The 18764-nt window shown below is 63.2% G+C and carries 21 protein-coding genes and 1 tRNA gene; 9 read left to right on the forward strand and 13 right to left on the reverse strand.

The features are described 5' to 3' along the window. Positions 1-11: 11 nt before the first annotated feature. Both G9C82_RS09070 and G9C82_RS09075 read right to left on the reverse strand, forming a co-directional pair. Positions 12-626 carry an RPA family protein gene (locus G9C82_RS09070; RefSeq protein WP_004960047.1) on the reverse strand — a complete coding sequence of 205 codons (615 nt, stop codon included), beginning with the start codon at positions 624-626 and terminating at the stop codon, positions 12-14. After that, positions 627-1571, reverse strand: a complete 945-nt coding sequence (locus G9C82_RS09075) for a replication factor A (RefSeq protein WP_004960045.1) — start codon at positions 1569-1571, stop codon at positions 627-629. Positions 1572-1743: 172 nt separating this feature from the next. On the opposite strand from G9C82_RS09075, the gene G9C82_RS09080 reads away from it, so the two are divergent. Continuing rightward, the gene (locus tag G9C82_RS09080) at positions 1744-2028 is read left to right on the forward strand and encodes a hypothetical protein (RefSeq protein ID WP_004960042.1); all 285 of its coding nucleotides are present in this window, start codon (positions 1744-1746) and stop codon (positions 2026-2028) included. Positions 2029-2110: 82 nt separating this feature from the next. After that, on the forward strand, positions 2111-3106 hold the full coding sequence (locus G9C82_RS09085; RefSeq protein ID WP_127013926.1) for a mannose-1-phosphate guanylyltransferase: 996 nt from the start codon (positions 2111-2113) through the stop codon (positions 3104-3106). A 21-nt stretch (positions 3107-3127) separates the two neighbouring features. Here G9C82_RS09085 and G9C82_RS09090 read toward each other — a convergent pair whose 3' ends face one another. Continuing rightward, on the reverse strand, positions 3128-3910 hold the full coding sequence (locus G9C82_RS09090; RefSeq protein WP_007189590.1) for an SDR family oxidoreductase: 783 nt from the start codon (positions 3908-3910) through the stop codon (positions 3128-3130). 63 nt (positions 3911-3973) lie between these two features. Next, positions 3974-4426, reverse strand: a complete 453-nt coding sequence (locus G9C82_RS09095) for a TRAM domain-containing protein (RefSeq protein WP_127013928.1) — start codon at positions 4424-4426, stop codon at positions 3974-3976. A 145-nt stretch (positions 4427-4571) separates the two neighbouring features. Here G9C82_RS09095 and G9C82_RS09100 point away from each other — a divergent pair, with 145 nt between their 5' ends. Together G9C82_RS09100 and G9C82_RS09105 are read left to right on the forward strand one after the other, a co-directional pair. Further along, positions 4572-6020: a hypothetical protein gene (locus G9C82_RS09100; protein ID WP_127013929.1), complete on the forward strand. Its 1449-nt coding sequence runs from the start codon at positions 4572-4574 to the stop codon at positions 6018-6020. Positions 6021-6145: 125 nt separating this feature from the next. Beyond that, positions 6146-6508 carry a group 1 truncated hemoglobin gene (locus tag G9C82_RS09105; protein WP_007189587.1) on the forward strand — a complete coding sequence of 121 codons (363 nt, stop codon included), beginning with the start codon at positions 6146-6148 and terminating at the stop codon, positions 6506-6508. Positions 6509-6918: 410 nt separating this feature from the next. On the opposite strand, the gene G9C82_RS09110 is transcribed toward G9C82_RS09105, so the two are convergent. The 5 genes from G9C82_RS09110 to G9C82_RS09130 form a co-directional block, all read right to left on the reverse strand. After that, positions 6919-7023, reverse strand: a tRNA-Arg gene (locus G9C82_RS09110). A 54-nt stretch (positions 7024-7077) separates the two neighbouring features. After that, positions 7078-7374: a hypothetical protein gene (locus G9C82_RS09115; RefSeq protein ID WP_011224395.1), complete on the reverse strand. Its 297-nt coding sequence runs from the start codon at positions 7372-7374 to the stop codon at positions 7078-7080. After that, positions 7374-8471 carry a DUF373 family protein gene (locus G9C82_RS09120; protein WP_007189585.1) on the reverse strand — a complete coding sequence of 366 codons (1098 nt, stop codon included), beginning with the start codon at positions 8469-8471 and terminating at the stop codon, positions 7374-7376. Before G9C82_RS09120 ends, G9C82_RS09115 begins: the two co-directional genes overlap by 1 nt. A 44-nt stretch (positions 8472-8515) precedes the next feature. After that, entirely contained in the window at positions 8516-9016 is a 501-nt protein-coding gene (locus G9C82_RS09125; protein WP_004960019.1) for a phosphate-starvation-inducible PsiE family protein, read from the reverse strand. Between the two features lie 37 nt (positions 9017-9053). Next, entirely contained in the window at positions 9054-10400 is a 1347-nt protein-coding gene (locus G9C82_RS09130; protein WP_007189584.1) for a tetracycline resistance MFS efflux pump, read from the reverse strand. A gap of 129 nt (positions 10401-10529) precedes the next feature. Here G9C82_RS09130 and G9C82_RS09135 point away from each other — a divergent pair, with 129 nt between their 5' ends. Together G9C82_RS09135 and G9C82_RS09140 are read left to right on the forward strand one after the other, a co-directional pair. Next, on the forward strand, positions 10530-11558 hold the full coding sequence (locus G9C82_RS09135; RefSeq protein ID WP_007189583.1) for a radical SAM protein: 1029 nt from the start codon (positions 10530-10532) through the stop codon (positions 11556-11558). A 101-nt stretch (positions 11559-11659) separates the two neighbouring features. Then, positions 11660-12499 carry a DUF1109 domain-containing protein gene (locus G9C82_RS09140; protein ID WP_121302162.1) on the forward strand — a complete coding sequence of 280 codons (840 nt, stop codon included), beginning with the start codon at positions 11660-11662 and terminating at the stop codon, positions 12497-12499. Here G9C82_RS09140 and G9C82_RS09145 read toward each other — a convergent pair. After that, complete coding sequence (locus G9C82_RS09145; RefSeq protein WP_004960006.1) at positions 12491-12820, reverse strand: zinc ribbon domain-containing protein; 330 nt, start codon at positions 12818-12820, stop codon at positions 12491-12493. The genes G9C82_RS09140 and G9C82_RS09145 overlap by 9 nt on opposite strands. A gap of 107 nt (positions 12821-12927) precedes the next feature. Between G9C82_RS09145 and G9C82_RS09150 the strand changes: the two genes are divergently transcribed. Continuing rightward, a complete protein-coding gene (locus G9C82_RS09150) occupies positions 12928-13443 on the forward strand; it encodes a CNNM domain-containing protein (protein ID WP_004960003.1) in 516 nt (171 codons plus the stop codon). 3 nt (positions 13444-13446) lie between these two features. Here the strand turns inward: G9C82_RS09150 and G9C82_RS09155 are convergent, their stop codons facing one another. Then, positions 13447-13821: a YccF domain-containing protein gene (locus G9C82_RS09155; protein ID WP_004960000.1), complete on the reverse strand. Its 375-nt coding sequence runs from the start codon at positions 13819-13821 to the stop codon at positions 13447-13449. 269 nt (positions 13822-14090) lie between these two features. On the opposite strand from G9C82_RS09155, the gene G9C82_RS09160 reads away from it, so the two are divergent. After that, positions 14091-16445: a methyl-accepting chemotaxis protein gene (locus tag G9C82_RS09160; protein WP_127013930.1), complete on the forward strand. Its 2355-nt coding sequence runs from the start codon at positions 14091-14093 to the stop codon at positions 16443-16445. A 187-nt stretch (positions 16446-16632) separates the two neighbouring features. Here the strand turns inward: G9C82_RS09160 and G9C82_RS09165 are convergent, their stop codons facing one another. Beyond that, complete coding sequence (locus G9C82_RS09165; RefSeq protein WP_007189579.1) at positions 16633-17724, reverse strand: aminopeptidase; 1092 nt, start codon at positions 17722-17724, stop codon at positions 16633-16635. Between the two features lie 43 nt (positions 17725-17767). Continuing rightward, a complete protein-coding gene (locus G9C82_RS20890) occupies positions 17768-17893 on the reverse strand; it encodes a hypothetical protein (RefSeq protein WP_004959992.1) in 126 nt (41 codons plus the stop codon). A gap of 159 nt (positions 17894-18052) precedes the next feature. On the opposite strand from G9C82_RS20890, the gene G9C82_RS09170 reads away from it, so the two are divergent. Further along, positions 18053-18736: a helix-turn-helix domain-containing protein gene (locus tag G9C82_RS09170; protein WP_049919140.1), complete on the forward strand. Its 684-nt coding sequence runs from the start codon at positions 18053-18055 to the stop codon at positions 18734-18736. Positions 18737-18764: the final 28 nt, after the last annotated feature.

Here is an 18764-nt window from a genome sequence, read left to right on the forward strand (position 1 = left end):
CTGCGCCGCGGTCAGTCCGCGCTGGCTTCGGCCTGCTCGTCCTGCAGACTCTCCAGCGCGCCGACGACCGACTGCCGATAGTTCTCGATTGACAGTTGGTCGTATTCCTCGTCAGCCATCGAGATATACTCGTCAGTGGCCGGGTCCTCCATGTCGGCTTCCTTGTACCGCTTGACCCGGTCAAGCGTTCGCTCGGCCGTTTCGACGACCCAGCGGTCCCGCGTCGCTTCGTCGACCTTCGAGATGGACTCGGGGCGAATCGAGACGTTCACTTCGCCCTCGTCGGTCTCGTAGGTGCGTGGCTTGCCGACGACAGCGACGTAGGCCGGCGGTTCCAGTTCGCGCAGCATCGACGCCGCGTCGGGCTGGTACTGCCCGGCGTACATGAAGAACGTGTCGCCGTTGGGGTCGACGACTCGTCCCTGCCAGTACTCGCTGTCCTCGCCAACATCCTCGGTCTCGGTGAGGGTGCCGACCAGGAACACGCGGTTGGCGCGCTGGCCGGTCGGCAAGAGGACGTACACCGGCGCGCGGTCGTCGTCGGATTCCTTGAACGTGTAGCTTGCGTCGTTGAACTCGCGTGCGAAGACGCGCCGTGCGACCTCGCGGGTGGGTGTACTCGCCATTTAGATCGACCTCGCTTTGATGAGAATCTCGTCTGCATCCACGGCCCCGGTCAGTCGCTCCTGCTCGTCGGCGAGCAAGTAGCGGCCAAACGTCGGACCGCGGACGCGGTAATACCGGCCGAGGATTTTCTGTCGCATCTCGTCGGCGACAACGGTGGTGTCGAGCGCGTCCATCGCCATCTCCTTCGCCTCTTCGAGGGCGATACCGGTCAACTCCTCGGTCGCGTCCTCGTCGAAGATGACCTCGGTGACCTCCTCGCCGTCGTCGAGGACGCCCTTGATTCGGAGGTCGAACTCGCCTTCAACCTCGCCGTGTTCGCTACAGCGGCCGTTCTGGAGGACGCGCGTGCAGTCGTCCTCCGGACAGCGCTTGATGAGCCCGGAGCCCGACTGGATGTCAACCAGCGCGCCGTCGGCCTCGACGCTGTCGTCGCCGACCTCAATTGCCTCGTCGAGTTCCTCGATAGTGGTCGTCCGGTTGAGCTTCACCGAAAAGCGACCCTGGTACTCGTCGGTAACGACGTTGCGCAGGGCGTAGGACTTGCCTTCTTCGAGCGACGGAAGGTCGGACTTCGACCACTTCGTGAACTTGATCGTGCCCGTTTCATCGCCCAGCAAGCCGACCTGCGCAACGGCGTCGGCGCGTGGCTCCCAGAGTTCGACGACCGTCGCGCGGACATCGACCCACTCCTCGGGGGCGTCGACGTCAGCGACGTTCACCTGCTCGTTGCCGCCGCCATCGCCGCCACCTAGCTGGTCGCGGTCCATACCAGCCTCGTCAAGGTACGTGTTGACGACGCTCCGGCGGGCCTCACTGATGGGGACCTGATAATCGTTCACCAGCGTATCGAGACGTTCGACAACGTCGTCGACGTCGATCTCTAGCTGGTCGGAAAACTGCTCGTGTATCTCTGTCGCGTGGGTACGCAAATCTGACTCAGTCATTGGCTTTCACTGTCTCCGCCTGGTTTTCGTTGGGAGACAATCGACGGTTGGTCGCCTTTGGTTATAAATACTCGCCCAGCGGAGTGAAAGTGAATGTGGATATCGGACCCCCGGAGTCACGTCGTGCGAGCCACGCGAGAAGATTGATTTGTGGCCGGACACAACGGTCAGTATGGCCGACGACGACCGACTCGCACGGTTCATCCGGGATACCTTGCGGTCGGCCGAGCAGCAACTCTCCGATGCGAAGAAGGCCTACAAGAACGGCAAGCGGTCGGCAGAAGCCGGCCTGCCCAGAGATGAGGAAGGACGGGCCCGAATCGTCTGTCGCCGCCACGCCGAGTACCGCGCGGTGTCGATGGACGAGCAACGGCGGCCAGTGTGCTACGACGCAGAGAGTCCGGACTGTCAGGGCTGTGTCGAAGACATCAGGGACGGGACGATAGAAACGTGGTAACTCGCTGACGGCAGTGGGTTCGGGTGGTCTCCGCCTCGGTCGCCAGTACAACATTTTAGCACTGGCTGGGCAAAGCCCGAGTATGGAGCGACCAATCGTCGCGCTCGTTCTGGCCGGCGGCACCGGCACGCGCCTGTATCCGGCGAGTCGGAGCGACCGCCCCAAACAGTTTCTCTCCTTCGGGGAAGACGAATCGCTACTCGCCGAGACTGTCAGTCGGGTCGGGTTCGCCGACGAGACCTACGTGCTGACTCGGGACTCGTTCGCCGACGGGGTCCGGGAGCACGTCCCGAATGCAGCAGTGTTGACCGAACCGGAACCGAAAGACACCGGGCCGGCACTGGCGTATGCGGCCCACCGCATCCGCGAGCAGGTCGGCGACTGTGTTCTGCTGTGTCTGCCGAGCGACCACCGGATTTCGGGGCCGTTCGAGACGGTCGCACGGACGGCCGCGCGGGTCGCAGTGGAAACCGAGGGGCTCGTCACCGTCGGTATCGAACCGGACCGGCCGGCGACCGGCTACGGCTACATCAAGCCCGGACCGTCCGAGAACGGCTTCGTGCCGGTCGAAACGTTCCACGAGAAACCCGACCGGGAGACCGCGACGGAGTACGTCCGGGAGGGATTCTACTGGAACGCTGGCCTGTTCGCGTGGACGCCGACGGCTCTCCTGTCCGCCGCGTCGTCGTCACCGCTTGCACCCATGGTCGAGCGACTCGACGACGGGGACCACGACGACGCCTTTGCCGCTGTTGACCCGGTGAGCATCGATTACGCTGTGCTCGAAGACGCGGAAGACGCCTTTGTCGTTCCGGCGGCGCTTGACTGGGACGACCTGGGGTCGTGGGATGCCTTCGAGCGCGTCCTCGACGGCCAAGATGGAAACGCGGTGCTGGGTGAGGCAGTTAGTATAGACGCCGACGGGAACGTGCTGGCGAGCGACGGCCACATCAGCGCCGTCGGCGTCGAAGACCTCGTCGTGGCGTCATTCGACGACCGGACGCTCGTGGTCCCGAAAGAGGAGGCCCAGCGGGTCCGAGAGGTGGTCGGGGAACTGCGCGACGACGGGCGGTTCTGAGCGGCCCGGCGGCCGGAACTGTTAGCTCTGCATCGCCCCGCCGTCGACGGGCAGGGCCGTTCCAGTGACGTATGAGGACCGGGGCGAGGAGAGGAAGGCGACGACATCCCCGAGCTCTTCCGGTCGGCCGACACGCTGCAGCGGGGCATCGGCCCAAGATTTGATGCCCTCTTCGTAGGAGTCGTACTCGCCACGCTCGACGGCTGCTTCGACGAGTTCCTCGATACGTGGTGTCTCGTGTGCGCCGGGGAGGACGGCGTTGACGCGGACTTCCGGCGCAAACTCGTTAGCCTGTGTCTTCATCAGGCCGATAACAGCGCGGCGGACAGCGTTCGAGAGCACCAGGTCGTCAATGGCTTCCCGGACAGAACGGGAGGTGATATTGACGATGGTGCCGGCATCGGAGTCCCTGAGATGTGGGTAGGCGGCCCGGGTGGTCCAGACGACACTCATCACGAGCAGGTCGTAGGCGCTGTACCACTCTCGCTCGGTCGTCTCCATGAACGGTCCGGGGGCCGGACCGCCAGCGCTGGTGACGACGTGGTCGAGGCCGCCGAAGCTGTCGACAGTTTCCTTGACGAGTGCCTCGATCTGGTCGGGGTCAGTAATATCGGCCTCGACGGCCAGTACGTCGCCGTCGCCGACCGCTTCGAGCCGGTTCCGTGCCTCGTCGACGTGTTCCGGCGTCCGGCCACAGACCGCTACGTTGGCACCGTCCGCAGCGAGGGCTTCGGCGCTCGCAAGTCCGAGTCCGCTCGTTGCGGCGGTACACAGCGCTGCGTTGCCATCGAGTTCGAGGTCCATATCTACAGGAAGGACCGACTGGCTCAAAGAAGTCCCGCTCGCAAACTGTCCAACCGGTGTGTCCTAGCTGCCCCAGAAGTTGTCCCGACTCCCGAGACGCCGGCCGTCATCATCAGCACTGTCGTCCGTCTCGTCAGCGTCGGCGTCGTTTTCTTCGGCTTCAGACTCGGAGGGGTCCTCGTCCATCTCCAGTCGCTCGACTTCCTCAGCCCGGGCGTGGTTCGAGTGAACGTTCGTCACCTTGACCAGCGAGCGAGCCGGGGGCAGGACGCCGTCAACCATGATGATGAAGCCGTCCTCGGTCCGACCGACACCGGCACCGCTCTCATGGATGTCCTCAACGTCGACAGTGACTTCCTCGCCCATCTTGACCGGCTGGCTCTTGAGCTCCGAGATCGGCTGGTTGTAGTGATTGCACCACTCGGCGCCGCCACGGTCGCCGTAGTGGGTACAGCCCATCCCCTGAATTCGTTCGGTGAATTCGGGACAGTCGTCTGCGAGCGGACAATCGGCCATATCAGGGGATAACGTGGCCGCTGGCAAAACGCTTGCGACCCCGTGTCCGAGGCGCACAGCCTGTTATTACGTTTGAGATTTTCACCGGCACACACTTTACCGCCACTCGCTGGTTGTCGCGTAGCACTCGGCAACACCCAGAGCTATGAGAACGCAGCTGTTTGCAGGACTGGTCTGTCTCCTTCTGGTTTGCACGTCTCCGGTCGCCCTCGGTATCGAATCCGGGCCACCAGCGCAGGGCAGTGCCGACCACGACAGGTCGATTGCTGTTCAGTACACACTCGACAGAGAGCCGAACAAGACCGGCCGGGTTCGGGTAACCGCGACGATTGAGCGACCACGGCACGTCACCGGACTGTCGGTACGGACGCCGGGGGAGGCGACAGTCCTCCAAGCCGACGGACTCCAGTCCGATGGCGACCGCTGGCGTGTCAGCGGTGATACTGAGAGAGCACGACTGACCTACACCGTGCCGGTCGGACTCTCGACAACGTTCGGCCAGCGGACCGCTGACACCCACAACTGGACGCTGCTTGCCAGACAGGAGGTGTCACTGCGTGCCCGCTGGCGTTGGCACGTCGGGCCGCGGCCCACGTGGAACGAGTCGCTCGCACTCGCACCCGGGCAAAGCGGTGTCGCCGGGCGTACGGCCGCCTACATCGGCCCCCACGAGACAGAAACCAGAACGGTCGATGGCGACCGAATCACGCTCGTTGTCCCGGCGGATGCGGACTTGCGACCCAACCGTACCGCCGCGCTTGACTCAATCAGCCATGCGAAGCGTGCCTCGACCGCCGGAACGGACCACGACCACATCCGCGTGTTTGTCGCGCCGAACGAACTCGCATCGGGCGGGTACACCCCGTCGAACGGCGAGTCGGACGTCATCGTCAACGCCGGCGAACCCGTCCGCTCCCCGGTCAACGTCTGGGTCCACGAGTACCGCCACACCCGACAGACGTTCGAGACGGCACCGGCGATGGACTGGCTCAGTGAGGGCAGCGCGGACTACCACACCGCGGCCCTCACCTACAGCACGGGCGGCATCGATGCAGACCAGTTCCATGAGCGGGTGACGACCGAGCGCCACGAAACCGCCGATCTGACACAGCCCGACACATGGGCGGGACCGGGCGCACAGTACCACAAGGGAACACGTGTCGTCGCGGCCATTGACGCCCATCTCCGGCAAGCGACCGATGGCACCCGGACGTTCGAAGCGGTCCTCGACAGGCTGACCCGACACGACGACCGCATCACTCTCGCGCTGTTCGCCGAGACGGTGTCGGCTGTCGCCGGAGATGAACTCAATGCGTTTGTTCGACAGGCTGTCACTGGCACCGCGCCGTCGGTCCCGGTCGAGGTGCTCACTGACCGCGACCTGCGGCGAAGCGGCGCAGCAGATACGACCGGCCGGCGGACGAATTTCGCGCCGTCGGGCGATAGCAGTGCGACCACAGCGACCACCGCCGGCGACGGTCCCAGACGCGTCGTCGATACCACGCGGCCCGTCACGGACCGCCACGGGGAGTGGACCGTGCTTGGGACGCTCGGCCTGCTGTCTCTGTTGCTGGTTCGTCGTCAACGACTGTAGCGCGTCCATAATCGCCCGCTTTGAGAGTGTCGCCGCAGGCATCACGTCCGAGCAGCAGCGCGACGGTCGATGCCAAATCTGTTTTTCCACAACAATCATGCCGACTGCGTACCTGTCACTCGACAATGGCATCACAGTCTATTTTCGAGCGGATCGGCGGTCGCGACGCGGTCGACGCGGTGGTCTCGGATTTCTACGACCGCGTACTCGACGACCCGCTGCTCGAACCGTACTTCGAGGAAACCGACATGGACCAGCTCCGCAGCCACCAGACTCAGTTCATCAGCACCGTTGCCGGCGGCCCGGTCGACTACGACGGCGACGATATGCAAACCGCCCACGAGGGCATGGGGATCACCGAAGACGCGTTTGCCAGCGTTGCGACCCACCTCGAAGCCGCGCTCCGGGCGAACGGCGTCCCCGACGACGACGTCGAAGCGATTCTCACCGAGGTCGCCGCAATGAAAGACGATATCGTTGAGGCGTAGCCGGCCGCCGTGGGTCAGACACGGGCCCACATAGTGTTGGAGTCGGAGGCTGAAGCTGATTATGCAGCGAAACACAGTGTTGCTGTCGTCCTGTCCCAGCAAATGGGGACCATGACAGTGCAGGGATTTTACCCAGATGTTCAAAACAGTAGCTGGGTGTGAAAATGTCACTGTTACATACGTGTTGCCGGGGAATCCGTGCGTGTGGAGGGGACGAAACCAGTGCCATCCCCCCAAGTCGGGTTGCCATGCCTCTGACAAGTCATGCAAACTGACGCGGTACTGGTAGTCGTGTTCCCTTCACTGTAATACTGCAAAGGGCGGGTCGCAGAGTTCGTCTCGGCGGGAATTGGCTCTGCTAGAACGGACAGCAGGTGGTGTCGGCACTTCTTATTTTCAGTTACAGATAACGGGCACGGTGGGATTCGAACCCACGACCGTCGGATGTCTTCCCCCGATGGCAGCGCCAGCGGAGATAGAAGTCCGACGCTCTATCCGGACTGAGCTACGTGCCCTCGATATCGTGTATTTCCGGCGGTGACAAAAGAAATGCGGAACACGGTCGCCGGTCAGTGATCGGGATCGAGGTCTTCTTCGACGTCGTCGGCCGTCGTGATAGCGTTCACGTTGCCAGTCTGAACCGCAGTCAGGCCATCCAAGTCACAGAGGGCGTCGATTTCGTCCTGTGTCGTCGAGACCAGCAGGTCGTCGAACTGGAGGTGGCGCTCGACGGTCGCGCCGGCGGCCTCCGCAGCGGCGGCGACGCGCTCAGGGTCAGCATCGTCAGCCGTTTCGAGAACCAGATCGACGGGCTCGCCGTCGAGTGGGTCCGCGCGCAGACTCTCGACGGCACGGGAGACGTACATTACTCGGATGAGGGACCGCCGGGGCCTTGATTGTGCTGTTCGGCGCGGTCGAAGCGGGCCTCCGCAACAGCGAAGCCTAAGGTACTGACCAGCCCGAGCAGCGTCCCACCAGTGAGCATTATCGCGAGGTATTCCAAGTCCTGCACCCCGAGGAAAAAGGCGCTGACAGCGTGTAACACGAGGGCGATCGAGAGGACGTAGAAGGGAGCGTTGAGATACCGCCAGCGGAAGCTCCCGTCGAGGTACTCGTCGGTCACGCGGCCGAGGCTGGAAGTGATGCCGGCGGCGGCGAACCACTGAATCGCGCCGGAGACCAGCGACGCGATGACTTCGAGGGCGTCGGGGTCCGTCTGGCGTTCGAGTTCCTGAACGCCGCTGACGCCGCCGATAGCGAGCAGTGCGGCCGCGACGACATAAGTGATGATCGTGACGCGACCGGCGTACAGTCCGGCGGTCGTTCGCTCGACCGCTTCGTCCAGTATCTTCTCAGCGCCGAGGCCCCGTGCGAGGATGTAGAGCCCAAGCAAGCCGGAGATAACACCCAGCGCGGAACCGGGGTACCCCAGCGCTTCGACGGCGATTGTCAGCGGGTAAATCAGCAGGAGGATGCCCAGCGGAACCAGTATCGTCCCGCGGGTCTCCGGGTCGTCGAGCACCTGCTTGATGGTGTAGTACATCGATTCGAGGTTCTGGGCCTGTCGGACGACGACGCGACGAACGCCGTCGATTTGGACCCGCGAGCGGATAACGGGGACCACCGACTCGTCCTGTGCGCCGTCGGTGACCAGCAGCGCCCGCACGTCCTCGCTGGCCGCCAGTGACGCGAGAACGGTATCGACCTCCTCGCCGACTGCCCGGTTAGCGGCGACATCGCTTCCGTCGACGCCGGTGACGGCTGCGACTTCGACCGGCTCGTCGGTGATGTCGTCATAGATGTGGACGCCCTCGAACAGGACGTTCACATCGGAGTCTTCCGGGTCGTTCGAGGCCAGCGCCACGGCTGCGTCTACGACGGCATCGCGCCCGATGACTGGCGTGTCGATGCCGGTCTTGCGGCCGAGGTCGTCGTCGAGGTCGATACACAGCACCAGCAGCATCTATCGGCGCTACGCCGCCTGTGTTTAACTTCTTTCGGGACCGCTCACCCTGATTCCGGGAGCCTGTCTCGGGTCCGACGCTCGACGAGCAGCAGCGCCGCGAGCCCGAGGATGATGAGCGTGTAGGCTGCGGCGGCGGTGAGCGCGGCCTGTTCGGAGCTGTACTCACCGGTGCGGAAAATGATAGCTTTCCGGACCATCGCGATGACGCCCGTGTAGATAACCAGACGGACGATGCGGCGCGTTTCGCTTTCCTGCGTGTACGCGACGACGGTCTGGTACACCTCGACGATAATGAACAGGAGGAGCGCCGTGTCGATGAAACCGACGACGACTAGCGGGTCGGTGATATCGCCACGAAGCGCGCTCTGGAATATCTGGAGCGTCAGGTCGAAGACGCCGATAGCAAAGAGGAGAACCAGCACTAGCGCCGCGATGACCTCGACGTACCGGATGAGCGACTCGCTGACCCCCAGCACTCTATCGTCGAACGACTCCGCTTCCGGCAGTGGCCCGCCCACGGGGTCAGCATCCTCGTCATCCATACGCACAGAACGGGCCCCAGCCAGTTCAAAGCGGTCCCTATCTGGCGTGGCCCGGGTCCGCCGGCCGGGGTTCGTAGGCGTCCGGCGTCGCCCCCAGTCCAGCGACGAGCCACAGGACAGGGAGCAACAGGACGCTACCGACGACGAACGGTGACCAGTAGCCGACGGCGAAGTACAGCCCACCCATGACAGGCGGACCGACGGTCCGGGCGAGGCTACCGGCGCCCTGCGTGATACCGAAGGCGCTCCCCTGAAGGGCGGCGCTGGCTCGCTGGGAGACGAGCGCCGTCAGCGTCACCGAGAGGATACCGTTGCCAAGCGGCAGCAATGTCAACACGAGCAAGAGGCCGAGCAGGTCAGCGGTGAGAAACGGGGCAACTGCAGTCAGGTCGGGAAGGGTCGAACCGAGGAGCCGCGAGGCCGGAATGGCACCGACACCGACGACGAGCAGGCCGGTCCCGAACAGCGAGAGCCGGACCGGGCTGTAGCGGGCCGAAAGCCGGCCGACCAGCACTCCCTGCGTGATGACCGCGAGGACGCCGATGTAGGTCAACAGGAGCGCGCTCTGAGCAGCCGTGTAGCCGTAGATATCGGCGACGTAGGGAACGAACATCACCTGCACGCCCGAGAAGGCAAAAGAGACGAGGAAAAAGGCCGCCAGCAGCGGTCTGAGACCGGGGGTCGCTACCGCTGTGCGGAGCTGGGCAATCGACGAGGTGCGTTCAGTGGTGGTTTCGGCCGCGGACTCTGAGACGGTCCTGGACTCGGGGAGAAAGAGCAGGGCGACGAGCACACCGGCAAGACTCGCGGCCGCGGCAGCGAAGCTCGGAAGCGAGAACCGGGTGATGGGTACAGCCGCCGGCAACAGCCCATCGACGGCTGCGACCGTGGCATCGAAGCTCAGCACCGCACCGATGCCGGGGCCGAAAATGAAGCCGAGGCCGAACGCGGCCCCGATGAACCCCAGGGCGGCGGCCCGCCGCTCCGGCGGCGTCACGTCGGCGACATACGCCTGGGCCGTCGAGAGGTTGCCCCCCATCGCGCCGGCCAGTAGCCGGGACAGGAACAGGAGCCACAGCGCGTCGGCCAGCCCGAACACCGTCCACGCAACCACGGAGCCACACAGCGACACCACCAGCACCGGACGGCGGCCGACACGGTCCGACAGCGACCCCAGAAGCGGCGCGAAGACGAACTGCATCGCGGAGTACGAGGCTGCGAGCAATCCGATAACGAACTCCGTCCCGCCGGGGAACGTCCGCGTGTAGTACGGGAGGATAGGGATGATGATACCGAAGCCCAGCAGGTCCAGAAAGACGACGAAGAAGACGACCGCGAGGCCACGGCGGCGGGACCCGGTAATCGTGGTCCCGGTGTCTGTCATACCAGCCCCTGCGTCAGGTAGCCGGATAAGAGCGCCGGGCGAGTACAGCGCAGGGCAGCCCGTGCCTCCCTATCACACGCCGAACGCGATGCGCACGCTTTTTCCCGCTGGGAGCGGTGGCTAGAGACAATGATTTCCGAGGGCTGCGAACAGTGCGCCAAAGGCGGCAAAATGGTGCTGTTCGTCTACGGCTACTGCGACCAGCGAGACTGCTTCTACTGTCCCCTCGGGGAAAACCGCAAGAACGTCACCCAGATGTACGCCAACGAGCGCCCCATCGAGGACGATGCGGACGTTATCGAGGAAGCCAAGCGCATGAGCGCGCTGGGCACCTCAATCACGGGTGGCGAACCTCAGGAAGTGCTTGACCGGACCTGTCACTATCTGGAACTGCTGAAAGACGAGTTCGGCGAGGATCACCACACGCACCTCTACACCGGTATCCCCGGCGGCCGCGAGAATATGCGCCGCCTCTCGGAAGCCGGTCTCGACGAGATTCGCTTCCACCCGCCACTGGAGCAGTGGGGCGACCTCCACGGCACCGAGTGGGAAGATATCCTCTACATCGCCCGCGAAGAAGGACTGACGCCGGCCTTCGAAATCCCCGGCATTCGCGCCGAGGAGGAGTTCCTCGAATTCCTCGACGAGGGCGCGGCCGACTTCTGTAACATCAACGAGTTCGAGATGTCCGACGGGAACTACCGTCGGATGCAGGAGGAGGGCTTCGAACTGAAAGAGGACCACATGAGCGCCGTCGAGGGGTCCCACGATATTCTGGAAAAGATGGGCGACCACGAGAAGGTGTACTTCTGTACGAGCGTGTTCAAGGACGCCGCCCAGCACCGCTCGCGGCTCAAGCGAATGGCCCGCAACATCCGCCGTCCGTTCGACGACGTGACCGACGACGGGACGCTCGTCTACGGGAAGGCGTGGACCTCCGAAGCCCGTCTGGAAACCCTCGGCGTCCCCGAGGAGTACTACACCGTCAAATCCGAGCACGTCGAACTCGCCTGGTGGCTGCTGGAGGAGATGGTCGAGGAGGGCGATGTCGAGAAGGGCGAAATCGTCGAGCAGTACCCGACCTACGACGGGACGGTCGTCGAGCGGACACCGCTGTCGAACGGTGCTGACGCCGGACGAGCGACAGCCGACGACTAGCGACCCGGTTCTGTTTGGCTTCTCGATTACTGCGAGTCCCAGGCCTGCACTGTCCAGCCGTGGCTTTATTTGTCAGCTAAGAGAAACGCCGGTGACCCTCCATGCGCTTTGCTATCGACAGCGGCAAGCTCCTGTATGCACTTGGCGTCCTGTTCGCCGCGGCAGCGCTCCTGTATTTCGTCCGCGATGTCGTGTTCAATCTCTCGATAACGGTAAAAGCGGCGCTGCTGTTGCTGGGGTTTATTGCGCTGTTCGTTGCGGGTGTGGCCCTCGAGCGGGACGTGCTAGATGTCGTCGCCTTCGCTCTCAGTGGCGTGACCTACGTCGTGTTCGTCGGCTACGTCGTCGTTCGGTATTCGCCGGGCGAGACGGGGACGTTCCTGTTGCTCGCCGCGTCCGCGGGGCTGTTCGTCGGGCTCGGCTACGCGCTCCGGGCAGGGATTCCGACACCGTCGCGGCGAACGGCGGCAGCCGCCCTCGGCGGCCTCCTCATTGTGAGCGCCGTCCTCGTGGGAGCCGACGCGCTCAGCGGCGGGGTGACCTACGATGTGCAGACAAACGAGTCTGTCACCGTGTCGGTCCCGGAAACAAGGCAGGGAGGTGGCGGGTACCCACCCGTCAGCAGGCAGATCGGAACGGTTACCGCTTCGAACCCGTCACCGTTCCTGCGGGCACTCAACCCCCCGAGCGTCTCAAGCTGTCTCGTCGGACCTGCCGAGAACCCCCGGGAGGACGTGTGGGTGGATGTGGATAGAGACTGGGACGAAGATACGCTCGCCGGGTCGACCACGAAGTCCTACGCAATTACGGGCGAGTTCAGACTGGACACGAACCGCACTGGACAGGTAACGTTCGCCATCGAGCGAGGCAGCGACTGCAGCGTCGTGCGGTCCGAGCCGACGATAGCGATTCAGATCGACGGAGACGACTCGTTAGACTGACTCATCTAGTTCTGTGAGACACGACTGACAGTAGCTGGCGTCTTGTACGTTCGGCGTGCCACAGGTGCTACAGGTCACGACCGACATCTTTGTTTCAGACAGCGGTGACGACTCATCAGCAAGGAGCGTATCGGTCGACCAGTCAGGACCAGCGGACGGCTGGTCCCGCATCTCGGCGCGCTGGTGGGCCTGCTGAATGAGTTCGTCGTCACGCATCGCTTCGAGGCCGCGCCACAGCCCCAGAAACAACAGCGTCGGTGCGACAATGACGAACAGGCCAGCGATGACGCGCAGTGCCAGTTCCACCTGGCCAAGTGGCATACGATAACAATGGGCTGGAACGTAGAGTATCCTTCGCCGCATCCGTCGGCTCACGGGCCCTCAGGCAGCGTCGACGCCTTCTTGCCTCGGCTGGCTGAAGACGGGATATGAGTGGTCCTATCGTGGCAATCAGTGGCGGGCTTGCGGTGGTCTTGCTTCTCGGATTGAGTGCGTTCTTTTCCAGTTCGGAGATAGCAGTGTTCTCGCTACAGAAAGACTGGATAGCACAACAGGCGGCAACGGGGGAGCGACGGGCGCAGGTGCTACAGGAGCTGTACGACAATCCACATCGCCTGCTAGTGACGTTGCTGGTCGGCAACAACATCGTCAACATCGCAATTTCGAGCATCATCACCGTCCTCGTGGCGAGCTATCTCTCACCGGGGCCGGCGGTCGTCGCAACCACAGTCGTCACCAGCTTTCTCATCCTGATTTTCGGCGAGATCGTGCCAAAGGCGTTCGGCCTCGGCAACGCACAGGAGTGGGCCCTGACCGTCGCACCGCCGGTCCGGGTCGTTGAGCGCGTGCTCTCCCCACTTATCACCCTGTTTGACGGCATCACCACGCGCATAAACGCTCTCATCACCGTCGAAACAGACATCGAGAAGCCGTATCTGGACTGACGGTCAGTACTGGTACAGCGAAACGACGAACGGGAGCCTGTTGTACATCCAGATCGCCAGCGGCAGGCCGACGATTGTCAGCGAGAGCGCGTACGCGACACCAGTCCAGACCCCACTGGCCCACCAGCCGACGAAAACGAACCAGACTGCGCGGATGAGCAGAGAGTGCTGTGAGCCGCCGTCACTCTCCGTGACGAGTCGGTCGCGTCGCTTGAGCGTCAGCACCAGCGGCACCTTGTTTATCATCTTGATGCCGAACGGGAGGCCGATGATTGTGACGTTCAGGAACCAGGCGACCGAGAGCCAGATGCCAGTCACCCACCAGCCGACGAGCAGGAACCACACCGCCCGAACGAGCAGGGACCGCTGTTCGCTCATATCGACACTACCGTACCTGCCGGCATAAGTCTCCGGTTGGAAGCGAGACGGCCGTGCCAGCAACGGATGGCAGGGATAGTATCACACCAGAGTGTTGAATTTGATAATGGATGGGTGGCTATCGATGTCGAATTGTCGGACCGGTGATTCTGAAGGTAACTCTTAGACGTTTCATTGCCTGAATTCATCCATACTGTTCGTATATACCTTTGTCAGTACTTCTATATATCTCGTAGTTTTTTGTACGATAACTGGAAATCGCCGAACGAATGGTGAGCCGAGATTTCCGTCCCCGAGTCGCCCACCTCGTCCCGGCCGCTGTGCGAGGGAGCTTCGTCCGGAAGTTCGTGGCCGCGGTGCTGGTGGCGGTCCTGGTTGCCGGAGGAATCGGAGCGGTGTTCTACACTGACACGACGCGAACGCTCGACCAGCGCGTAGAGGCACAGGTCGTCTCGACCGCCGAGTTACAGGCTGACGGCCTCGATAACTGGGTTGACGGCTTCCGGCGGCAGGCCCGCACGCTCTCGTCGGTCAAAGAGTTCCAGAACGGGCAACCGGGCGTCATCAGGGACTACCTCTTGCTCGAATCGGACGACCTCACGTCCGAGTTCGTGGCCGTCCACTACGTCCAAGCTTCCGACGGCACGGTAGAAGCGAGCACCGCAAGCGGCGTCAGCGGGGAGACGCTGGCATCCCTCGGCGTTCCGTGGGGGTCGGAAATGACAGCCATCGACGACGAGACCGACACGCCGGGGAGTGTTGTCGTTCCGGCGGAGCCCTACCGGTCGCCGGTGACAAACGACAGCGTCCTGGCATTCGTCAGCTCCGCACCACAGAACACAGAACACGTCGTCGTCGTCGAGGCAAACCTCTCCGCCCGCACCGAATCGTTCCGCGGGTCGCTGGCCGACAGCGAGACGACGATTCTCGGATCGGAGGGCGCGGCCGTCGTCGGTAAAAGCGTGCCAGAGGAGACTGCCACTACGGTCACGAACGGGGGTGCCAATGGCTTTACCCAGTCATCGGAGACGGTATACGGGTACGCGAGCCTCGATAGTGTTCGGTGGACAGTCGTAACGCAGGTGCCGGCGTCGAGCGCCTATGCCCTCCGGAACCAGATCGCCACCAGCCTTGTCCTGACGCTCGTGTCCGCAGTGGTGGTCCTCGGCGGCGTGACCATCGCGATGAGCAGGCGCTCGGCGACAGCCCTCTCGGAGCTCGCCGAGACAGCCGACGAGATGCGAGCCGGTGGCCTCGACGTGACGCTCGAAACATCCCGGTCCGACGAGATCGGCCGGCTGTTCGACGCCTTCGACGAGATGAGGCAGTCGCTCCGCGAGCAAATCGCTGACGCGGAGGCGGCCAGAGAAAATGCCGAATCCGCCAGAAACGAGGCTGAATCGGCGAAAAGAGAGGCCGAAGCGGCTCGTGAGGCCGCAGAGGAACTCAGCGAGAGCCTCCAGAACCGCGCCAAGGACTACGCCGAGGTCATGGCCGCCTGTGCCGATGGGGACCTGACGGCGCGGATGTCGTCCGACACGGACGCCGAGTCGATGGCCCGGATCGCAACAGCCTACAACGACCTGCTCGACGAGTGGGAAGACACCATCCGCGAGGTCCGGTCGTTCAGCGAGGCCGTCGACACCGCGAGCGAGACGGTCTCGGAGAACGTCGACGCGGTTCAGGACCGCAGCACCAGCGTGAAATCCTCGGCCGCAGAGATGGCCGACGGGGCAGAGACACAGTCGGAGAAACTCGAAACCGTCTGGAAGGAGCTGGAGGACCTCTCGGCGACCGTCGAAGAGGTGTCTACCGCCGCCGACACAGTCAGGAATCGGGCTGATGAAGCCCTCAGTCGGTCACAGAGCGGGCGAACGGCCGCCAAGCGGGCGGCGACGGCTCTCGACGATATCGAGCGGTCGACCGACGAGACCGTCGCACAAGTCGAAGAACTGGACGCGCTGATGGGAGAGATCGAGTCCGTCACCAACCTCATCACCGATATCGCAGACCAGACGACGATGCTCGCGCTGAACGCCAACATCGAGGCCGCCCGTGCCGGGAACGGAGGCGATGGCGACGGCTTTGCAGTCGTCGCCGATGAGGTGAAGGCGCTCGCCGACGAGACGGTGGCAGCGACTGCTGACATCGAAACCGCTATCGACGAGATGCGTCAGCAGGTCGAGCGCACCGTCGACGAGATGCACGCCACCCAGTCGAAAGTCGACACTGGAACCGAGACCGTCGGCGACGCCCTCGATGCGTTCGACGACATCGTCGGCGATATCGAGGACGCGACCAGCGGGATGCGAGAGATCGACCGTGCGACCGATGAGCAGGCCGAGTCGACACAGGAGGTCGTCTCGATGGTCGAGACAGTTGGCGACATTAGCGACGACACGGCTGTCGAAGCGGCCGCCGTCGCCGACGCGGCGACCGAGCAGGTTGTGGCCGTCGACGACGTCGAATCCTCCGTCGCGCAACTCTCCGGCCGTGCCACCGACCTCGGGCAGTTGCTGGAAACGTTCACCGTCGACGAACCCGGGACTATCGACAGCGGGACTGAGGTGTTCGAGATGGCGGTCGAGGACCGCACAGGAGCAGAGTCAACAGGGGACGACTGAGCGATCAACGTCCAGCAGACGACGTTCGCGGTCGGTACTCAGTCCTCAAACCCGTCCTCGAAGATGAACGTCCCGTTTCGCTGGACGACCTGCACCGACCTTTTTTAGCGTCGGGTCGCCGCTGGCGACCGCTCCTTGAAAAACGTCGATGAAAAGGCCGACCGCTCACTTTGTTCGCGGTCGGTACTTAGTCCTCAAACCCGTCCTCGAAGATGAACGTCCCGTTTCGCTGGACGACTTCGCCGTCAACTTCGATGAACGAGTCCTCGCTCATGTCGACAATCATGTCCACGTGGACGGCCGACTCGTTCTGTTCGTTGTCCTCGCCAACTGTCTCGTCGTAGGCTCGTCCTACTGCCATATGAACGGTATCGCCCATCTTTTCATCGAACAGCATATTGTAGGAGAACTGGTCGATATCCCGGTTCATTCCGATACCCAGTTCGCCGAGTCGGCTCGCACCGTCGTCAGTTGACAGCACCTCTGTCAGAAGGTCCTCGTTCTTGCCGGCGCTGTGCTCGACGACTTCACCGTCCTCGAACCGGAGGAAGACATCAGTCACTTCCCGGCCCTGATGGTACAGCGGCTTGTCGAACAACACCTCGCCCTCGACGCTGTCAGGGACTGGCGCAGTGAACACCTCGCCACCGGGAAGGTTCTTCTCGCCGTAGTCATTGAGCGTCTCGTTACCGGTGACAGACATCGTCACGTCCGTTGTCTCCCCGGAAACGATGCGGACCTCATCGGCAGGATCGAGTATCTCGACCATCTGTGCCTGATGCTCGCGGACAGCGTCCCAGTCTTTGAGGACGGCGTCCCAGACGAAGTTCTCGTACCCCTCCGTAGAGGTCTGTGCGAGCTGGGCGTTGGCGGGCGCGGGGTACTGTGTGAGACACCAGGTCTTCGAGAGGCGTTCGTTCAGGAGCGGCTGCTGTGACTGCTGATAGGCGGCTGTTGTTTCGGGGTCGACGTCGCTGGTCTCGGTGACGTTGTCGCTACCCTTGATCGCGATATACGCGTCCATCTCTTCGTACAGCGCCTCGATGTGGCTCGGCGTCTCGAACTCGTCCCGGTTTCGGAGGTACGCGCGGCGGAACCGCTCGCCGAGGCGGTCCTGTACGACGAGCGGGTTCGCGCCGCGGTCGGCGGCAAACTCGTGGAGCGCAGTAACGAGATCCGCAGCCTGCGGGTGGGCGTCGATAACGAGGTTGTCGCCTTCGCTCAGATCGATAGAGTGGTCGACGATGACTTCCGCGTGTTCGCGAATACGTGGGTCCATACAGATAGGCACCACCGACGGCCCCTAACCGTTACCCTCCCGGCTACTTCTTCTTGCTCTGCTGGAACCCTTCTTTGAATCCCTGAAAGGTCCGGCGGAGCATCAGATACATGAAGAAGAAAAACAGGAGCACAGCAGCGAGGAGTGCGTAAGTGAGCAGGTCAGCCATACCGGCGGTTGTCGAGCCGACATCAAAGTCCTTTCGGGAGTCCCGCCTTCGGGCGTCTACCCGTCGATATTGGAGGGTAAAATACGGGTTTGACCGATAGCTACAACGACCACTGTGCTTTGGCAAAGACTCATAATCCCATAGAACATACAGATGATCATGTCGTTGCTGCCCTCTCGGGACCCGGCGACCCCGGACGCCGAACCCCGAGTTATCGGTGTCGACAGTGATGATGCGGACGACGTGCTGTCGGCACTCTCGGCAGAGACCGCGCGCAACTTACTGTCAGAGCTAAACAAGGAGCCAGCACCGCCGTCGGAGCTGGCTGACCGGGTCGATACGTCGCTGCAAAACGCACAGTACCATCTGAAGAAGCTCAAAAACGCCGGTGCGGTCGAGGTTGTCGATACGGCGTACTCCGAGAAGGGGCGGGAAATGGACGTGTTCGCGCCGGCCAACCAGCCACTCGTCATCTGTGCCGGTGATGAGCAGGAGACATCGGGGCTTCGGGCGGCGCTGGCGAACATTATCGGCGGCCTCGCAATCATCGGCTTCGCCAGCCTGCTGGTCCAGCAGGTGTTCGGGAGTGGGGTTGGATCGCTGCTCGGCGGCCCGACGGTGTCGTCCGGCAGTGCGGACACTGGGACCCGAGACCCGAGTTTTTACCCCGGGAACACGACCGTGACCGACGGGGGCTTCGAGGCCACCGCGGGCGCACTCGATACCGCCGCACAGGGCGGTGCCGAGGCCGCCGCCGCTGCGATTCCGCCGGGGGTGGCGTTCTTCGCCGGCGGCGCGTTCGTCATTGCCGGCATGGCGGCGCTGTGGTACATGCGACAATAGCCGCTTGCGACCGTTTTGCTCCGTTATA

The sequence above is a fragment of the Haloarcula sp. R1-2 genome, from assembly GCF_011627385.1.
GTDB classification, from domain to species: domain Archaea; phylum Halobacteriota; class Halobacteria; order Halobacteriales; family Haloarculaceae; genus Haloarcula; species Haloarcula marismortui.

Coding starts and splice junctions, on each gene's coding strand:
- G9C82_RS09070 (WP_004960047.1), bottom strand. CDS start 626: ATGGCGAGTACACCCACCCGCGAGGTCGCACGGCGCGTCTTCGCACGC.
- G9C82_RS09075 (WP_004960045.1), bottom strand. CDS start 1,571: ATGACTGAGTCAGATTTGCGTACCCACGCGACAGAGATACACGAGCAG.
- G9C82_RS09080 (WP_004960042.1), top strand. CDS start 1,744: ATGGCCGACGACGACCGACTCGCACGGTTCATCCGGGATACCTTGCGG.
- G9C82_RS09085 (WP_127013926.1), top strand. CDS start 2,111: ATGGAGCGACCAATCGTCGCGCTCGTTCTGGCCGGCGGCACCGGCACG.
- G9C82_RS09090 (WP_007189590.1), bottom strand. CDS start 3,910: ATGGACCTCGAACTCGATGGCAACGCAGCGCTGTGTACCGCCGCAACG.
- G9C82_RS09095 (WP_127013928.1), bottom strand. CDS start 4,426: ATGGCCGATTGTCCGCTCGCAGACGACTGTCCCGAATTCACCGAACGA.
- G9C82_RS09100 (WP_127013929.1), top strand. CDS start 4,572: ATGAGAACGCAGCTGTTTGCAGGACTGGTCTGTCTCCTTCTGGTTTGC.
- G9C82_RS09105 (WP_007189587.1), top strand. CDS start 6,146: ATGGCATCACAGTCTATTTTCGAGCGGATCGGCGGTCGCGACGCGGTC.
- G9C82_RS09115 (WP_011224395.1), bottom strand. CDS start 7,374: ATGTACGTCTCCCGTGCCGTCGAGAGTCTGCGCGCGGACCCACTCGAC.
- G9C82_RS09120 (WP_007189585.1), bottom strand. CDS start 8,471: ATGCTGCTGGTGCTGTGTATCGACCTCGACGACGACCTCGGCCGCAAG.
- G9C82_RS09125 (WP_004960019.1), bottom strand. CDS start 9,016: ATGGATGACGAGGATGCTGACCCCGTGGGCGGGCCACTGCCGGAAGCG.
- G9C82_RS09130 (WP_007189584.1), bottom strand. CDS start 10,400: ATGACAGACACCGGGACCACGATTACCGGGTCCCGCCGCCGTGGCCTC.
- G9C82_RS09135 (WP_007189583.1), top strand. CDS start 10,530: ATGATTTCCGAGGGCTGCGAACAGTGCGCCAAAGGCGGCAAAATGGTG.
- G9C82_RS09140 (WP_121302162.1), top strand. CDS start 11,660: ATGCGCTTTGCTATCGACAGCGGCAAGCTCCTGTATGCACTTGGCGTC.
- G9C82_RS09145 (WP_004960006.1), bottom strand. CDS start 12,820: ATGCCACTTGGCCAGGTGGAACTGGCACTGCGCGTCATCGCTGGCCTG.
- G9C82_RS09150 (WP_004960003.1), top strand. CDS start 12,928: ATGAGTGGTCCTATCGTGGCAATCAGTGGCGGGCTTGCGGTGGTCTTG.
- G9C82_RS09155 (WP_004960000.1), bottom strand. CDS start 13,821: ATGAGCGAACAGCGGTCCCTGCTCGTTCGGGCGGTGTGGTTCCTGCTC.
- G9C82_RS09160 (WP_127013930.1), top strand. CDS start 14,091: ATGGTGAGCCGAGATTTCCGTCCCCGAGTCGCCCACCTCGTCCCGGCC.
- G9C82_RS09165 (WP_007189579.1), bottom strand. CDS start 17,724: ATGGACCCACGTATTCGCGAACACGCGGAAGTCATCGTCGACCACTCT.
- G9C82_RS20890 (WP_004959992.1), bottom strand. CDS start 17,893: ATGGCTGACCTGCTCACTTACGCACTCCTCGCTGCTGTGCTCCTGTTT.
- G9C82_RS09170 (WP_049919140.1), top strand. CDS start 18,053: ATGTCGTTGCTGCCCTCTCGGGACCCGGCGACCCCGGACGCCGAACCC.